The organism is Enterococcus sp. DJ147D b (assembly GCF_058216655.1).
On sequence record NZ_CM177104.1, the window covers coordinates 2,096,278 to 2,113,542 of the forward strand.

Consider the following 17,265-nt stretch of genomic DNA (forward strand, 5'->3'; position numbering starts at 1 on the left):
TTTCTCCCTTTCTTTTACTGGTTTGGTGTTACCTTTAATAACTGATCACTCACATTTTCTGCAAAAACTAAATCATGGGTCACGATAATTTGAGTCACGCCTTCTTCTTTCAAAGATACAATCAGTTTTTCAACTTGTTGACGCAACTCGGGATCAAGTGCACTAGTTGGTTCATCGTAAGCCAAAACTCTTGGATTCATAGCTAACGCACGGGCAATTGCCACACGTTGTTTTTGTCCACCTGATAATTGGAAAGGATAACTATCTAATAAATCACTGATACCTAAAGATTTTGCCAGCTCTTTTGCCTTTTTGATATACACTTCTTTCGACTGCTTTAATACATTCTTAGGTGCTAAAGTGATGTTATCAAAAATACTTAAGTGTGGAAATAATTGAAAGTCTTGAAACACCACCCCCACTACTTGCTCTCGATTTTTTAGTTCTGCTGGGTTAAATGGTTCGTGATCTAAATAAAACTCACCACTATCTGCTTTTTCAAGACCAGCTAATACGCGAAGAAGCGTTGTCTTCCCACCACCTGAAGGACCAACGATAGCGAGTGTCTTACCATCAGGAATGACTAAATCTAACTCTTTGATTACTTGCTTTTTACCAAATGTTTTACTTACTTTTTTTAACTCGATCATCTTTTTTCCTCCTAGCGATAATAGTTCAACTTCTCTTCCACTTGTTTCATCACCAAAGTCAAGATTCCAGTTAGCGCAAGATAAATTCCTGCTACACCAAGTAATGGGAATAAACTAGCATCACGTTCCATAGCAATCTTCCCTGCACGCATAACGTCTCCCAAACCTAGAATATAAACTAACGAAGAATCTTTCACCAAGTTGATAATTTCATTTCCTACTGAAGGAAGAACAATTTTTATTACCTGTGGAATAACGATTTTCGTTACTGTTTGAAAAGGACTAAACTGTAAAACTTGTGCTGCTTCATACTGGCCTTGCGGAATAGATTGGATCCCACCGCGAAAGATTTCGGCAAAGTACGCCGCGTAATTCAATACGAAAGCGAGTAAAGCTGCCTCAAAACGATCAAAAACAATTCCAATCGTCGGTAATCCATAAAATACAAAAATCAATTGTAAAAGTAAAGGTGTTCCTCGCATAACCCAGACATAAGTTTGAAGAAGATAACGAACTGGCTTAAAGTTGAGTGATAACCCTAACGCTAAAATCAATCCGAGTGGTAGCGAACCGACCAATGTTAAACAAAATAATTTCAAGGTTGTCAGTGCGCCCACTAATAATTGCGGCATAACTTCAATTAAATCTTTCATTGTTTTTCCTCCTTTAAATAAAAAAGTCCTCTTGGCTTAATGCCAAGAGGACGTTCACACGTGATTCCACCTCTGTTTGCTTTTTCCTTGCAGAAAAAACCTCCAGCGGTCATGTTCCCAGAAAATAGTGAAAAAAAAAGCCTTTGGTCATTATGACCAAAGGACGAATAATCGTGGTTCCACCTTTTTTTGTCAGCGCTTCACAGTCAGCCAACCTCATCTGGTCATCAAACAATGACCGCAGCTATAACGGGCTACCCGGGTTTTCCTACTTCTCGATTTCAGAAAACCGACTCCAAGATGTGTTTCACAATTAGTCGCTATCTCTTCGCACCAACCAGAGACTCTCTAAAAACTGCTAATGGCTACTCTTCTTTTCGATGTCATTTCATTTACTTACGTGTAATTTACAGGATTTATTTTCATTTGTCAAATTTTTTTTACCTGTTAAAATAAAAAGAAATGAAGGAGGTCGAATAAACCATGCCCCAAGCAACTGAACAAGAAGCATATGATTTACTTTCTCATCTCGAAATTTCTTATCAAAAAGTTGACCATCCAGCAATTACCTCTGTCAAAAATTTAACATTTGATTTGCCTGGTCCTCAAGTCAAGAATCTATTACTGAAATCAAAAAAAGGCAAGCAAATTTATCTTGTTATCTTGCCTGATGAAAAACAGGCTGATTTAAAAAAATTAGCCGAGGAATTATCTGAAAAACGACTTTCTTTTTTATCGGAAGAACAAATGAATCAATTATTAGGGGTTCCTGCCGGCACACTCACTCCTTTAGCGCTCATGCATGATACCGAAAATCAGATTCAAGTAGTGATTGATGCAGAAATCGACCAAAAAAACACCGTTGGTTTTCATCCAAATGTGAACACAACGACACTAATCATTGACTTTGTGGATTTCCAGAAAATTTTGAAGTATTTAAATCATCCGCCAATTTTTGAAAATTTATAGAAATTTGAAATTAAGTAAATAGTCTGATTTAACTTTTCTGTCTCGATCCTAAATAACCTGCTATCACATGACAGAAACTTCCATAAAAAAAGCCACGCAATCTCTCGTGCAGAAAATTGCGTGGCTTTTTCGTTTTTTTTGTTCTTCAGTTGTTTAAATGATTTTTTAGAAAAAGCATTCTTACTTGTTCGAAGCTAACCTTTTGCACTACAACCTTTTTCCTCGGTGTTCAAGAAGTAACTCCTTCAAAATAAAACTAAATTACTCAAAAATTTGGGAAGCAATTTCTGGGAATTCATTCTTGTTTATTGGCGCTAAGCACTTCTCGCACACCCTTTTTTACTACTCTTTCATCGCAGCTCTTAAAGCAGCTGCTAATGGACTTTCTTCTGGCTCTTCCGCCTGCGAATATTTCTTCATCAGACGACGTTCCTCGTGCTTTGTCATCTTTTTCTTTTGCTCTTTTTTTCCTAACATTTTTTCTGTCGTTCCATCATATTTACAACGGAAATAAGCACCATTTTTTCCTTCAATGATTTCCATTTTCCGATGACATTGTGGACAGCGATGGTTAGACACCTTAGGATCTTTTCGTCGACGGTAACTACAGTCCACATTCGTGCATACATAGATTTTACCATCACGTGTATTTTTTTCTCGTAAATTTGATCCACATTCAGGGCATTTCTTTTGCGTAATTGAAAAATCTTGATAAGATTGCTTGCTTGTTTTGATTTCTTGCACTAAACGTTTCGTTTCTTTTTCAATTCCTTGAAGAAATTGATTGGACTGTTTTTTTCCAGCAGCAATGGCTTCTAAATCTTTTTCCCACCTTTCAGTCAATTCCGGTGTAACTAATGAAGGATTGACTAATTCAAGTAATTGCTTGCCTTTTGGCGAAACTTGTAATCCCACTGGTGTACGTTCCATCAATTCTGATTTGATCAATTTCTCAATAATTTCTGCGCGAGTCGCTGGTGTACCCAAGCTGTATTTCTCCATAAATCCAAGTAAACTTGCTTCAGTCAATGGTTTTGGTGGTGCTGACAGTTCTTTTTTAACTGTAAAGTTTGGTGCAATGCGCTGTCCTTTTTTCCACTCAACTTCGTTCACTGCTTCTTCAGTTGATTGTTTCCAACCAGCTTGAACTACTCGATTTTGACGAAAAACAAAGATTTCTGTTCCAAAACTTACGGTAATTTTTGTCTGGCTCACTTTATATGGTTCCGCAAATAACATTAGAAAACGTGTGACGATCATTTGATAAATTTTCTGTTCTTCGTTACTCAATTTTTCATAACGTGGACGGTTTTCCGTTGGTAACAACGCATGGTGATCTGTTACTTTGTTATCTTGAAATACTTTTGTTTGTTTCACTACTGCGCCATTTTTCAAGTAAAGTTTTACTTCTGGTGCAAAATCACTAACAGCTTGTAAACGTTCTTTCATCGTACTTTTCATATCATTTGTCAAATACTTACTATCTGTACGTGGATAAGTCACGATTTTGTGTGTTTCATACAAACTTTGAACTAAACTTAATGTTTTTTTTGCTGAATAACCATATCGTTGGTTGGCTTCACGTTGGATTTCTGTCAAATCATAAGGAAGCGGGGCAGGCTCGGTTTTTAACTTCTCTTGAATCTCTGTTACCGTTCCATTCGACTGATTTAATGTTTTCACCAGTGCTTGTGCTTCTTCTATTTTTTTCAATGCAAATTGATTCTTTTGAACCATTTTCGCTTGTTCGTTGGCCACAGCTAAATGAATCGTAAAATAAGTTTGTGGTCGAAATTGCTCGATTTTCTTTTCTTGATCACGTACTAAAGCTAAAGTTGGTGTCTGCACCCGACCCGCAGATAAATTATCTTGATATTTAACTGTCAATGCACGTGTCACATTTAATCCAACTAACCAGTCTGCTTTTGCTCTTGCCAAAGCAGAAGCATAGAGTGCATCGTATTCTTTGGCTGGCTTGAGGTGTTTAAACCCATCTTTGATTGCTTTGTCTGTTTGAGAAGAAATCCATAAACGTTTCACTGGTTTATTAAAATGTACATATTCTAAAATCCAGCGAGCAACTAACTCGCCTTCTCTTCCAGCATCGGTCGCAATGACAACTTCCCCCACATCTTTTCGGGTTGCTAATTGCTTAATTGCCTTTAATTGATGCCCAGTTTTTGGTAGGGGTTTGATTCCTAGATTTTTAGGAATCATTGGCAATGTTTCCATCTGCCAACTCTGCCATTCTTTGTTTAAGTCTTCTGGCATTTTCAAACTCAATAAATGACCAAGGGCCCAAGTCACGATCACCTTGGGTCCTTCGTAGTAGTTTTTATGTTTTTGATTAGCTCCAAGCACCTTGCTTAGGTCTTTGGCAACGCTTGGTTTTTCCGCTAGAATTAGTTGTTTCATAAAATTCCTTTCCACTTTCTACGCTGAGTGGTTGATTCTCTTTTAATAAAGCTAACCCTTTATATTGTTGGAGATCATCATCACATTCTTCACACCAGCGCTCTTCTCCTTCATTCCAAAAGGCACTTAGAAAGTTGCTCTTCGCATTGATATATTCATATTTTTGATGGATTGCGATCCATTGTTTTTCATACTCAGCTTTGGCTTCTTCAAAAGAATCGAAGATCTTCTCATCTTGAATATCTTCTTCCCAATTTTCGAAAAACCACCATGGCTCATTATCACCAAACATGGTTATTACTTGATACATATTTGCGTTACCTCTCTTCAACTTAAATGTAAGCATTTTGTTCTGCTCGTTTCACAATAGCTACATCTTAGTCACTTTTCAAGAAAGTTGCAAGAAATCACTCTTACGAAAATCTAGCTAATTTTATTTTCATTTATCCAAACCTTTTTTAGATGACAATGTCGCAATAAAATCTTCAATCATCCAGCGGTAGCTTTCTTCTGGATCCACTTGTGGTTCACGCGTAAAATAGCCTAAAAAACGTAAAGATAAATAACCATGGATCAGACTTCTTAGCTCACGGCTGCGATGAACTTTTTCTTCATTTGTTAATTCGAACACTTCAAAAATCTGCAAGATAATTTGATTCGTTTCATGAATTCCATCAAGTAAAATTTCTTCATTTGTGTGAGGAATACTAATCAATAATTCATAGACTGCACGATTGGCAAAAGCAAATTCTTGATACGTTTTTGCATATATTCGGAGTGCTTCAGCACCACTTTTTCCAACTAAAGCTCGTAATAATTGGTCATTTAGTTCACGTAATAGCTGCGCCGTCAACGCCGTTTTCACCTCACGAATATTTTTAAAATAATTATAGAGTGAGGGCGATTTGATGTCTAAACGTTTTGCTAAATGTTGAAAAGTAAGTTGTTGCACATCCATTTCTTCTGCTAACTCACGAAAACAGTCGATGATTTTTTCTTGAGACAGATTTCTCTTTTTCATTTCTTTAATCTCCTCATAAGTAAAAAAATCCTTAACATTCATAGTTTAACATGAAAATCTAGGATAAAAAAGGGAGTTTTGTTGATAAACTACAGTCTGTAGTTTATAATAATCGACTGTAGATGAAAATTTTCAGAAAGAAGGATTTTGTTTGACTACACAAATAAAAAGAAAATTATTTAGAAAAAGAGAAGTTTGGGAACGTAATCTACTTGTTTTATGGTTTGGTACTTTTATGGCTGGTATTGGGTTTAGTCTGGTCATGCCATTTATGTCACTTTACATAGACACGTTAGGTCATTACAGTACCGCTCAGTTGAATTTTTGGAGTGGCTTGACCTTTTCTTCTACTTTTTTGGTAACGACGATCATCTCCCCATGGTGGGGAAAACTTGCCGATCAAAAAGGACGAAAATTGATGCTGCTACGTGCTTCTCTTGGCATGGCGGTCGTGATTGCACTGATGGGTTGTGTCAGCAATGTTTATCAACTTGTCGGCTTACGTCTCTTACAAGGTATTTTTTCAGGCTATATCAGTAACGCCACAGCGCTCGTTGCGACAGGGACGCCTAAAGAAAAAAGTGGTCAAGTTCTCGGAACACTGGCAACTGGATCAGTTACTGGAACATTGCTTGGTCCGCTGTTAGGTGGGATTTCTGCTTCAACATTTGGTTATCGCCCAACATTTTTTATTACTGGAATCATTTTATTTTTAGTTTTTCTCCTTAGTTTATTTTTTGTTCATGAAGAATTTGTGCCTGTTAAAAAAGAAAACATGGTCTCTGCCAAACAAATCTTTCGAGAACTTAAGTATCCTCAGGTTGTTTTAGGAATGTTCATCACAACGATGATCATCCAAGCATCTAATAATTCAATTAGCCCAATCATTAGTTTATATATCCGCCAGTTATTGAATGGACACGGAAATGTGACCTTAGTTAGTGGAATCATCGCATCCATTCCTGGGATAGCAACTTTGATTGCTGCACCCCGATTTGGAAGGCTTGGTGATCGAATCGGTAGTGAACGAATTTTAGCAATTGGTTTAGGTTTTGCTGTTTTAGTTTATATCCCAATGGCATTTGTCACCAATGTTTGGCAGCTTGCTGGTTTACGTTTTTTAGTTGGGATCTCAGATGCGTGTCTTCTTCCGGCAGTTCAAGCATTGATTACTAAATATTCACCACATCATGCTGCAGGTAGAATTTTTAGTTACAATCAATCCTTTCAAGCAACAGGGAATGTGATTGGTCCAATGATTGGTTCAAGCGTTTCGAGTGCTTTTGGTTATCGAGGTGTATTCCTCTCAACTTCATTACTGGTCATGGTTAATTTTGTGTTAGTCCGTCATAATACACAAGCTATCCACGAAACAGTTACCGAAAAAGCAACATCTTTAGATGATTCAGCATTAACAGACCATTCTTTGAAAGAAAAACAGTTGCATTAAATAAAAAAATGAAAAGATTCATTGATAGTGATATCAATGAATCTTTTCTCACATCTATCTTCTTTTCTGTTAGTGGACAACAAAAATAGCTACTCCTAAGTTAGGAGTAGCTATTTTTTCTTTTTTATGACCTAGCGTACTCATGATTGCTTGCTCAAAACGATGTATACTGTTCTTCCTTATCGTCTCGGAGCTGGACGATTTGCGCCGCAACCTTTAGATATATTGCAACACTTTCGCTTCTTGGAAAGCATTATCAATTAAACCGCCACCCAAACATTCCATTCCATCATAAAAGACAACTGCTTGCCCCGGCGTGATTGCACGCACTGGTTCATCAAAAATGACTTCAGCACGATTTCCAGGAAGTAAACGAACCGTTACAGGGACATCTTGTTGACGATAACGGAATTTCGCTGTGCATTTGAATTCTTTTGGCATTTCATTGTTGGTTGTGAAATGAATTTCACTTGCTTCAAGGCTTGTTGCATACAATGCTGGATGATTAAATCCTTGTCCAACATATAACGTATTTGTTGTTAGATCTTTTCCTACAACAAACCATGGTTCTTGTGTCTTTCCACCGCCACCAATTCCTAATCCTTGGCGTTGACCGATTGTATAATACATTAAACCAGCATGTTGTCCCATGACTTCACCATCAAGAGTTACCATGTTTCCTTTTTTCGCTGGTAAGTAGTTGCTCAAAAATTGTTTGAAATTCTTTTCTCCAATAAAACAGATTCCTGTTGAATCTTTTTTCTTTGCTGTCGCTAAGCCAGCACGTTCAGCAATAGCACGTACTTCTGACTTTTCCATGCCACCTAGTGGGAACATTGTTTTTGCTAATTGTTCTTGTGACAATTGGCTCAAGAAATAGGTTTGATCCTTGTTGTTGTCCACGCCACGAAGCATGTGAACGACACCATTTTCATCACGAGACACCTGTGCATAATGTCCAGTTGCTACATATTCTGCTCCTAAATCCATTGCATAATCTAAAAATGCTTTAAACTTGATTTCTTTATTACACATTACATCTGGATTCGGTGTTCGCCCTGCACGATATTCTGCTAAGAAATATTCAAATACTCGATCCCAATATTCTTTTTCAAAATTTACAGAGTAATAAGGAATCCCGATTTGCGCCGCAACTTTTGCAACATCTTTGTAGTCTTCCGTTGCCGTACATACGCCGTTTTCGTCTGTATCATCCCAATTTTTCATGAAGATACCGACTACATCATACCCTTGTTCCTTTAGTAAAAGTGCTGTTACTGATGAATCGACTCCACCGCTCATCCCTACGACAACGCGTGTTTTGCTGTTGTCTGTCATACTATCACCATCATTTCAATTAGATTTTCTGAAACATCTACGAGTTGAAGGTCGCAACTTTTCAGTGCTTTCCATTATACGTCATTTTTTTGAAAATTTCATCTCTTTGTTCTTAAGATTTCACCAAAAATAATTTCAATAACTTGTAATCAAAAAATCATCGTTTTATATAAAATAAGTTTTTCTTATACTCGGTTGATTTTTGCTAGTTCTTCTTGTTTTGCTTGAAAAATTTCATCAATATTGACTTCTGACAGCGGCGATCCAAATGGCAATGCTCTACCTAGCAGTTCTCTTTCCGGAGCATCCACACCAACATTTACATCGTTTCCAATTGGAACACTGTAATTGTGGATGTGTCCATGTAAATTACGGACTGCATCATTTTGTCCCAGCAGTAAAGGATAGTGCGTTAAATAATATTGATGATGATTAAATTTAACAATTGCGCCGACATCATGAAAGTAAAACTTCTTATCTTGATTCATCATTCCAGGATCATTTTTTTCTAAATAACGAAAAAAGGCACGGCTATCATGGTTCCCTTTAATAAAATGGATTTTTCCATTTAGTTGTTTCACTTGTTCCAGTATTTCTTGACTTCCTTTTTCATACTGGGGGTGCATAGCAAGATCACCTAAATGATAAACGGTATCGTGCTCTTTTACGATAGCATTCCAACTATCAATAAGTTGGGCATTCATTTCGTCAACTGTTTTAAATAAACGTGGAGCAAAATCATTTTGTCCTAATAGAGCCTCATGAAAAAAATGAAGATCACTAATAAAATAATTCATGTTCTCGCCTCTTTCTAAACTTCTCAAGTTCTCTTTATTTTAGCGTTCTTTTGCTAAAATCACCAAAGTTAGAGCCGAATAAAGAGAAGTTGTTTTTCATTCATGCTAAACTGAACGTAGCTATTGCCAAACTAAACAAGAGAGAAAGGTGAACATTATGACAATTTCATTCACTGGAACAATCAAAAAAGATCAAACAATTATCGAGTTAGCTGATGGACAAGGTACCTTAACAATTTCAAGTAAGAAAGTGGCACCTGCAGACAACTCTTTTGAATTGTACTTCCAAAATCGTCACTGTATTGGAATTAATTCTGCACCTAAAGAATTTGATACGCTTATTTTGGTATCACTCCCTTGGGAAATGGAAGCAAATTATTTAAGCCATTCCTTTTTCACACTTGCAGAAGAAAATAACTTAACGGTTTCAAAACCAAAAGATATTGCAAAGCAAATTCCTGCAAATGTTTTACCAAAAATTGAGGAATCACGCGAACAATTTTTACGTTTATTAACAACACTTGGTTACTCCTTCTTGCCAACAGAAATAAAGAAAAAGAAACCAGCAAAAGCACGTCATCGATGGTCAAAAGAAGTCAGTAAAATTCCTTTCACCGTTCATTTTCGTGGCAGTAAAGCCACTCTTTACTGGAAAAACAGAAATGAAATGTTAGTTAAAAAAGGAGCAATCATGATGACAGAAGCCCCTCTCAATAAAGATGGATCGGTGAGTTACGCTGCAAAGTATGGTGACAAATTACGTGCCGATCATCAAGAAAATATTTCTGGTAATAAAACAACTGCTGATATTATTTTGAAAAGTGTCAATGAAGTCAGTTTGTTTCTTTACTTTGGGGGGACAAACAGTTGGTTGGAAATTCTAGATGAGAATGGAAAAAGTCTAGATGAATGGACTAGAGTAGATTAGTTTGCTGATACAAACACTTGAAATAAAAAACTAGCATCAACAATAGCAAAACAGGAGCTGTGACAATCCTTTTGTCACAGCTCCTGTTTTTGAATAGGTGGTGTTCACAAAACTACTCCTCGTAATAATTCACAACTGTTACAAAATATGAAAGGCTATTTTTTTCAGAGTTGTTCTTTATTTTTTCGGAGCTGATCGCTTGGCGCCACAACCTTTTTCTTAACGAATCAAGTCTGTTTCTGGATGTTCCAGTAATTGCTTGACTTGTTTTCGCGTTGTTAGCGGCACATCTCCTTGGATTGCATGAGCAAGTCGAGCATTAGCAATGGCAAATGCCACAGTTTCTTCCAAGGACCAGCCTTCAGCAAAGCCAAGTAGAATTCCCGCAGCATACGCATCGCCAGCACCAATTCGATCTAAAACTTCCAATCGTTGCTTAGGTAATTCGAATGTATCTGTCGGCGTCATCAAATAACCACTCAAAAATTTTTCATGATCAATCACTTGACGTTTTGTTCCAGCGAACCATGTAATGTCATAATGTGCTAAAAATGATTGGATAAAAGCAGGTTCACTTTCTGTAACGGAGACGCTCGATTTCCATTGCATCAACTCAACCAGATCTCGGGTCGAACCAAAAACAATCGTACAATAAGGTAATATTTTTTCGTAACGCTGCTTCATTTGTCCTTTTTTCCCTGCTTCTTGATTTAAACTGGGGCGAAAATTGAAATCAAAACAAACGATTTTTCCTGCAGCATGTGCTTCTTTTGCCAACGTAATCGCCGTTTGCGCTGTAATCTCAGTCAAACTCAGACTAATTCCGCAGATATGAACCATATCTACTTGTTCAATGAATCGCTTCACACCATACGCTTCGATTGAAGACAAACTAAACGAACTGCTTTTCCGATTTTGGTAAGTAACTTCAGTTGGCCTTGCGCCGAATCCCATCTCTGCAAAGTACGTACCAATGTGTTGATGTTGTTGAATGATATATTCTGTTTGAATACCTAAACTTTTTAAATTAGCTAATGCAGCTTTTCCTAAACGATTGTCTGGTAAAGCCGTCAACAAATAGCTTTCTATTTCAAAATGTGCTAAATTTCCAACCAGATTCACACCTGTTCCCGTATATGCCATTCGCAACGTATGTGTTTGTTCTAATTGCAAATGTTCTGGGGGCGTCAAGCGTAACATCACTTCTCCATATGCACCAATCTTCATTTTTTTCACTTTACTTCACCAGCTTCTCCATCATTTCCAATAACGTTTCAACATCTTCGACTTTTGTATCGCCTGTTTCTGGATCAATAATTGAGCTATAAACATGAGGAATAATTTTTTTCACGCCAGCATCAACGGCAATCTGCACGATCTCTTCGAAATTCGTTAAATCAATACCTCCTGTTGGTTCCAACGCAAAATCGAATGTTGCACAAGCTTTTGCGACTGCTTGATATTCTTCTTTATGCGTAAGCCCCTTCATAGGAAAATATTTAATGGATGTCCCACCCATATCTTTTAATAACTGAATAGCTGTTTCAATTGGTACTTCAGCTGCAGGTGCTTGTGCACTTAATGGCCCAGTTGCGATATTGACATAGCCTACTTTTCCAGTCGGTGACACGAGACCATTTATAACTGTTTCTTCTTGTTGTAGTAATGCTCGTGAAGCACCTACCCCCGTAAATACTTGGTTCACATGTTGTGGTTGCAAAACAGCTGATAATCTTGAAACCATTTGACTTTGGTTGGGATCACCCGCACCTAAGCCAACAGACAAAGCATTATTGGTTGCTTCTTGGTATTTCTTCATATCAGCAATCGCTGCTTCATCAGTTTCATAATTTTTCGAAAGAACGCCTAAAACAATATGACCCTTGGCTGCTTCATAACATGCTTTTGCGTTTTCGACAGAGTTTGCTAAAACGTTTAGACAAATTCGATCGGCTAAATAATTTGGACTAAGTGACATTCTTCATTCTCCTCATCAATTGGTTTTAGTTTAAAATTTCCGTTAATCGTGTAACGATTTTTAGCATCTCAGCATTAGTTACTGAACGAATATCAAATTCGATCACACCATTGTTTGCCTGATATTCCCGAGTATAGATAGCAGGATCCTTTTCCTTCAATTCAGTAATCACTTCTTTAGCTGATTTTTCACCTGAAACTTTGATGCTTGCTCGATAAATATCTCGACCAGCGCCGTCCTGTACAATTTTCGCTTCAATGCTTGGTAATTGGTTCATCGCCTCAACAAAAGGAACTAACCTTTCTTTCATTGCTTCTCCTGTTTCACTTCCTGTAAGTAAATAGTCCTCAACAGCTTGGGTGAAGCCTAGTAAGTTATCTTTACCGATTTTCATTGCTCGTCCGATTCCTTTACTTTGTAAACGAACCCACTCCACATATGTCTTCTTACCAATCACTAAGCCAGCACTAGGTCCTTCAATTGCTTTCGCGCCAGAATAAATCACTAAGTCAGCGCCCAATTGACTGTAAGTAAACAAATCTTCTTCTGCTGCTGCATCGACAATTAACGGAAGGTTATGTTGATGTGCCACCGCTACAGCTTCTTGCACACTCAGCATACTTTTTTGAACAGTATGATGGCTTTTGATATATAAAATTGCTGCTGTTTCTTCAGTAATCATCATTTCTAGATGGTCAGGTGTACACATATTGGCATAGCCTGCCTCCACAACTTGTCCACCGCCTTGTTCGACCATCACCTCAACAGGAGTACCATAATCGACATTATGGCCCTTAGGTAAAATGATTTCTCGCTTAGTAATTTTTTTAGTATATGGATGGTACACGTGATAGGTACTTCCTTGCCCAATAATGCCAGCAACTGATTGTGCAATTCCAGCTGAAGCACTCGAAACGATTTGCGTATCTTCGACTTGAAGTAACCCAGCTAAGTAGCTCCCTGTTTCTTTCACTAATTCACTCATTTCAAAAAAGTGTTCACCGCCAAAACGTTGTGCTTCTAGCACTTTTTCCGAAACCTTTGATACACCTAAGATAGTCATCTTGCCGGAAGCATTGATGACTTCTTTTAAGTGGAATTTTTCATAGCTGACAGTCATAAATTTCCCCTCCAATAATGGTTTTGACTGGTTTGATTTGACTATTCGTCGTCCGAGTAAAACCATTGGAATCTGTTAACACTTTTGGTTCTTCTAGAAATTCAAAAATCGTTAGATCTGCGTCAAACTTTTCTTTTAACTGACCTTTATTTGCTAAGTGAAAGTTTTCCGCAGGTATCTTTGTTACTTTTTCAATGATTTCTTCCCAAGAATAGCCAATGACATGTAACTTTTCCATCGTAGTTGCTAAATCATAAACTGGTCCATTTTCCCGATTACGAATATAGATATCCGTACTAATTGATGACGCTTTGATGTTTGCTTGTTGCGCGACTTCTGCCACATGAAAATTAAAGCTATCTGTCCCATGACCAATATCAAAAATGATTCCTTTCGCAAAAGCTTCTTTGGCAATCCGTTTGATTTCATTTGTTTTTGAATCAAGGATACCATTACTTTTCCCATTGAAACAGTGAGTCAAGACATCTCCTTTTTCCATTCTGGCTAAAACATCTGCTAATTCTGGTGGTGCTGAACCAATATGAACCATTAAAGGTAAATGCTGATTCTCATTTTGGATTTTTTTGGCTAAATCTAATGGAGTGATACCATTTTTTCCTACTACGGTTTTACTCATTCGCGCCTTGATCCCAACAATAAATTCAGGAAGTTCATTGATTTTGTTCTTTACTAATGCTTCTTGCACTTTACTTAAGTCAGCTAGTTCATCTTGCGTGACGATTCCCCATTTAGAGATATTCAACAACGCATAAACATTCGTTTTTGCTTGCTTAGCATACCTGTAAAACGTTGCAATATTTTCTGCACCAGTTGTTCCGGCGTCAATAACAGTCGTCACACCTTTTTCAACACCGATTTTATCTGGATAGTCATAATAAAGTGTCATTTCTTCAAAACAATGTACATGATCGTCAATCCAACCAGCCGATAAATACTGCTGTGAGGTTAAGGTCAATGTTTCTTTTGACTCTCCTGTAATTTTGGGCGCAATTTGACTGATTTTTCCATTTACAACACCAATTTCAAAGGAAGGACCTTTAAGTTCTTTTGCATTTTTTATTACTAAATCAAACATGGCGACACCCTACTTTTCAATAAATTTAAATTTTGACCAAGGATGGATAAATGGCAATAAAATAAGCTCTTCCTCACGAATTGTACCTACTTTATTTTTTCTTGGATCACTATGAGGCTCTAAAACGACTTGTAGTTCATTTTTGTATTTGCCAAACTGATCATTACCAATCACAACATCCCCCACTTGGAATTCAAAACTTGCATCATGAACAGGGTTACTTTTATTTTTATATTTTTTTCGTACTTCCGTGGAACGAATCACTTGATTCGTAATATCTCCCCGACGAACATGCTGTTCATTCAATACGATTTGTCGTTCTACTTCATTAACTTCTGCTACAAATTCAATTGCAAAAACACTTTGATAACGATCAATCTTACCTAAAGCTTGTAGCTCTTCTTCTGAAGCATACGCATTTCCGATAATGACATCATCAATCAAATCTGTCGCAAATAAATGTTTTGCAGCAACTTCAACAGGTAGATGACGATGCATTTCTAATGTTGGTAACCCATCGTTGATATCCCAAGGACCAATTTCTCCAACTTGTGAAGTAATGAATGCCGCTGTGCGAATGCCTTGACGTTTAAAACGTTGGCTACATTTTTCAAAAAATTCAAATGGTAAAGCTGTGCCCTCTTGAGGATAAAAATTATGACAACCATATAAGAATGGTGTATTTGCTTGATAAGTCAAAATGTTATCTAAGTAAGCAACGTCATTACTCATATTTAATTCGATTGCTAATTCATAAGGATTATACGTTAGCATTGCTTCCTTGTTCCCATCGAAGCCCAGATCTAAACGAATGCCATCCGCACCTAATTCGTGGAAAAAGCTCAAATCATCATAAGAAATACCAAGCTGTTCAAAAATCGTTGGTGCAACATCTAAAATCGTTTCATACCCAAGTGATTTGGCGAAAAAAATCAAATTTTTGAATTTTTCTTTGACAATTTCACTTTCTTCATTGATTTCTAACATACTCATAAAAATTCGACGGAAACCATAGCGATGCGCCAGTTCAATATAAGCACGATCTGTTTCACTGTCACTGTGGTCTGGATAAACTGAAATACCTAAAACTCTTTTCATACTTCTTCTCCTCGTTCCATTTTTTCAAATTTTTTTCTGTACTTATAAGCAATACTTGTGGCAAAAAGAATGGTCACAATTCCTACAAGTTGATGTAGACTAGCAAAAAGCCCACTCAAAATAATCACAGTTGAAATACCAATGATTGCAATAACTAGAAAATAACGTAATTTCATCTGCTCCATTTTTGGAGGTAATCCTCTTTTTTCCAAATAAGTATGTGCAACAATCAACACAACTATGCCAACAATCAGTTCCATTTTTTCACCACCATTTACTTTTGCTGATTCAATTGAATAAAGGGCAGGACTGCATCCCGCCCTTCGTTGTTTATTGTTCTTGCGTGATTCCAGTATTCAATACTTCTTGTGTTGCTTGTTCTTGTGCATGTTCTTCAGCTTCTCTTGCTAGCTGTTGTTTTTCAAATACTTTAAAGAATGGATAGTAGATTCCTAACGTAATGAAAAAGTTCACTACTACTAAGACTCCTGCGGCTACGCTCCAATTCGTACTCATCCAAGCAGCAATTGGGGCAGGCATCGCAAATGGTAAGCGTGCAACCATCATTGGAACAACTCCACTAATTGTTAAGACATAAGATAAAGTCGTGGTAATCAATGGTGCTACGATAAACGGGATACCTAAAACAGGATTCATCACGATTGGCGCACCGAAAATCACTGGTTCATTGATGTTAAATAACCCTGGAAGAATCGATAATCGTCCTAAACTCTTCAAATATTTTGATTTTGAGAACATGAATAACACGACTAAAGCAAGGGTTGTGCCAGCGCCACCAATCCAAATGAACCATTGTAAAAATTGCTCTGTGAAAATATTTGGCATGTTTTGTGCACTTGCTCCAGCATTGAATGCATCAATGTTTTCAGCAATTGAAATATCCCAAAATGGACGGATAACTGGTCCCATGATTGCTGGACCATGAATCCCTAAAACCCAGAAGAAACAGATTAAGAAAACAGTTAGTAAACCACCAAACAAGCTATTGCCAGCTAGAATCCCTTTTAAAGGCATCAAAATTTGACTCAAGAAGCCATTCAAATCAAATCCTAACATATGACGAATGACCCAGAAGAAAATCAAGATCACCGCACCTGGGATCAAAGCGACAAATGAATTGGTTACTTCAGGTGGCACACCATCTGGCATTTTGATGGTAATTTTCTTTTCAATAAAGAAACGATAAATTTCTACAGAAATAATTGCAGTTACGATTGCACCAAATAATGAACCTGAGCCTAAATTAGCAATATTGATATAACGTCCTGCACCAATCACGCTATCTACATCTTCAAACACACGTGTTGGCGGTGCTGCAACAATCAAAAATGACATTAGTGCTAAAATTCCAGCTGTTAATGAATCGACTTTGTAGCTTTTTGCTAATGATGAAGCAATCCCAAAAGTTGCATATAATGCTAAGATCCCCACAGTATAGCGAAATGGAATGTCTAAAATTTCTCGGTATGGTTCGATCATTGCAGCAACTGATTCGATTGGAATATTTAACAAAATAGTGAAAAATGAACCAACAATCGTTAATGGCATTGTTGCGATGATTCCCTTTCTGATTGCAGTCATGTGTCGTTGTGTTCCAATTCGATTGGCTACTGGCATAATTTTTTGCTCAATGATGCCTACAAATTTATCCATGTTGCTCCCCCTCTAGTCCCTTTTGTTGTTATAACATTATAATGTTTACACAAAGAGAATAACACATCTCGTTTGCAA

The 17,265-nt window shown here is 37.2% G+C and carries 17 protein-coding genes and 1 other annotated feature; of the genes, 3 read left to right on the top strand and 14 right to left on the bottom strand.

Going from position 1 to position 17,265, the window contains the following annotated elements:
- Positions 1–14: 14 nt before the first annotated feature.
- Positions 15–650, bottom strand: a complete 636-nt coding sequence (locus AC4BD1_RS09850) for an amino acid ABC transporter ATP-binding protein (protein ID WP_490485549.1) — start codon at positions 648–650, stop codon at positions 15–17.
- Positions 651–661: 11 nt separating this feature from the next.
- Positions 662–1,303 (bottom strand): amino acid ABC transporter permease, encoded by a 642-nt coding sequence (locus tag AC4BD1_RS09855; RefSeq protein ID WP_206907220.1) that lies wholly within the window; start codon positions 1,301–1,303, stop codon positions 662–664.
- A gap of 156 nt (positions 1,304–1,459) precedes the next feature.
- Positions 1,460–1,693, bottom strand: a binding site (T-box leader).
- Between the two features lie 93 nt (positions 1,694–1,786).
- On the opposite strand from AC4BD1_RS09855, the gene AC4BD1_RS09860 reads away from it, so the two are divergent.
- Positions 1,787–2,272 carry a prolyl-tRNA synthetase associated domain-containing protein gene (locus tag AC4BD1_RS09860; RefSeq protein ID WP_206907223.1) on the top strand — a complete coding sequence of 162 codons (486 nt, stop codon included), beginning with the start codon at positions 1,787–1,789 and terminating at the stop codon, positions 2,270–2,272.
- 342 nt (positions 2,273–2,614) lie between these two features.
- Here the strand turns inward: AC4BD1_RS09860 and AC4BD1_RS09865 are convergent, their stop codons facing one another.
- The 3 genes from AC4BD1_RS09865 to AC4BD1_RS09875 all read right to left on the bottom strand — a co-directional run bounded on the left by AC4BD1_RS09865 (position 2,615) and on the right by AC4BD1_RS09875 (position 5,708).
- A complete protein-coding gene (locus tag AC4BD1_RS09865) occupies positions 2,615–4,687 on the bottom strand; it encodes a DNA topoisomerase III (RefSeq protein WP_490485550.1) in 2,073 nt (690 codons plus the stop codon).
- Complete coding sequence (locus AC4BD1_RS09870) at positions 4,620–4,997, bottom strand: DUF1033 family protein (protein ID WP_067482663.1); 378 nt, start codon at positions 4,995–4,997, stop codon at positions 4,620–4,622. Before AC4BD1_RS09870 ends, AC4BD1_RS09865 begins: the two co-directional genes overlap by 68 nt.
- Before the next feature lie 129 nt (positions 4,998–5,126).
- Positions 5,127–5,708 carry a TetR/AcrR family transcriptional regulator gene (locus AC4BD1_RS09875; RefSeq protein ID WP_071868838.1) on the bottom strand — a complete coding sequence of 194 codons (582 nt, stop codon included), beginning with the start codon at positions 5,706–5,708 and terminating at the stop codon, positions 5,127–5,129.
- Between the two features lie 151 nt (positions 5,709–5,859).
- Between AC4BD1_RS09875 and AC4BD1_RS09880 the strand changes: the two genes are divergently transcribed.
- Entirely contained in the window at positions 5,860–7,158 is a 1,299-nt protein-coding gene (locus AC4BD1_RS09880; protein WP_490485551.1) for a multidrug efflux MFS transporter, read from the top strand.
- A 216-nt stretch (positions 7,159–7,374) separates the two neighbouring features.
- Here the strand turns inward: AC4BD1_RS09880 and mnmA are convergent, their stop codons facing one another.
- Together mnmA and AC4BD1_RS09890 are read right to left on the bottom strand one after the other, a co-directional pair.
- Positions 7,375–8,496, bottom strand: coding sequence for a tRNA 2-thiouridine(34) synthase MnmA (gene mnmA, locus AC4BD1_RS09885; RefSeq protein WP_067482668.1), 1,122 nt, complete (start codon positions 8,494–8,496; stop codon positions 7,375–7,377).
- A 185-nt stretch (positions 8,497–8,681) separates the two neighbouring features.
- Positions 8,682–9,293, bottom strand: coding sequence for a metallophosphoesterase family protein (locus AC4BD1_RS09890; protein ID WP_490466406.1), 612 nt, complete (start codon positions 9,291–9,293; stop codon positions 8,682–8,684).
- Between the two features lie 157 nt (positions 9,294–9,450).
- On the opposite strand from AC4BD1_RS09890, the gene AC4BD1_RS09895 reads away from it, so the two are divergent.
- Positions 9,451–10,221, top strand: a complete 771-nt coding sequence (locus AC4BD1_RS09895) for a hypothetical protein (RefSeq protein ID WP_490485552.1) — start codon at positions 9,451–9,453, stop codon at positions 10,219–10,221.
- A 219-nt stretch (positions 10,222–10,440) separates the two neighbouring features.
- Here the strand turns inward: AC4BD1_RS09895 and AC4BD1_RS09900 are convergent, their stop codons facing one another.
- The 7 genes from AC4BD1_RS09900 to AC4BD1_RS09930 form a co-directional block, all read right to left on the bottom strand.
- On the bottom strand, positions 10,441–11,448 hold the full coding sequence (locus AC4BD1_RS09900) for a sugar kinase (RefSeq protein WP_490486028.1): 1,008 nt from the start codon (positions 11,446–11,448) through the stop codon (positions 10,441–10,443).
- Between the two features lie 10 nt (positions 11,449–11,458).
- Complete coding sequence (gene dagF / locus AC4BD1_RS09905) at positions 11,459–12,199, bottom strand: 2-dehydro-3-deoxy-phosphogluconate aldolase (RefSeq protein WP_490466407.1); 741 nt, start codon at positions 12,197–12,199, stop codon at positions 11,459–11,461.
- A 25-nt stretch (positions 12,200–12,224) separates the two neighbouring features.
- Entirely contained in the window at positions 12,225–13,319 is a 1,095-nt protein-coding gene (locus AC4BD1_RS09910) for a DgaE family pyridoxal phosphate-dependent ammonia lyase (RefSeq protein WP_206907235.1), read from the bottom strand.
- The gene (locus AC4BD1_RS09915; protein WP_490466408.1) at positions 13,303–14,415 is read right to left on the bottom strand and encodes an amidohydrolase/deacetylase family metallohydrolase; all 1,113 of its coding nucleotides are present in this window, start codon (positions 14,413–14,415) and stop codon (positions 13,303–13,305) included. The genes AC4BD1_RS09910 and AC4BD1_RS09915 overlap by 17 nt, the downstream gene beginning before the upstream one ends.
- A gap of 9 nt (positions 14,416–14,424) precedes the next feature.
- The gene (locus AC4BD1_RS09920; RefSeq protein WP_490485553.1) at positions 14,425–15,513 is read right to left on the bottom strand and encodes a DUF871 domain-containing protein; all 1,089 of its coding nucleotides are present in this window, start codon (positions 15,511–15,513) and stop codon (positions 14,425–14,427) included.
- Positions 15,510–15,773, bottom strand: a complete 264-nt coding sequence (locus AC4BD1_RS09925) for a hypothetical protein (protein WP_206907241.1) — start codon at positions 15,771–15,773, stop codon at positions 15,510–15,512. The genes AC4BD1_RS09920 and AC4BD1_RS09925 overlap by 4 nt, the downstream gene beginning before the upstream one ends.
- Before the next feature lie 70 nt (positions 15,774–15,843).
- Positions 15,844–17,187 (bottom strand): PTS sugar transporter subunit IIC, encoded by a 1,344-nt coding sequence (locus AC4BD1_RS09930; protein WP_206907244.1) that lies wholly within the window; start codon positions 17,185–17,187, stop codon positions 15,844–15,846.
- Positions 17,188–17,265: the final 78 nt, after the last annotated feature.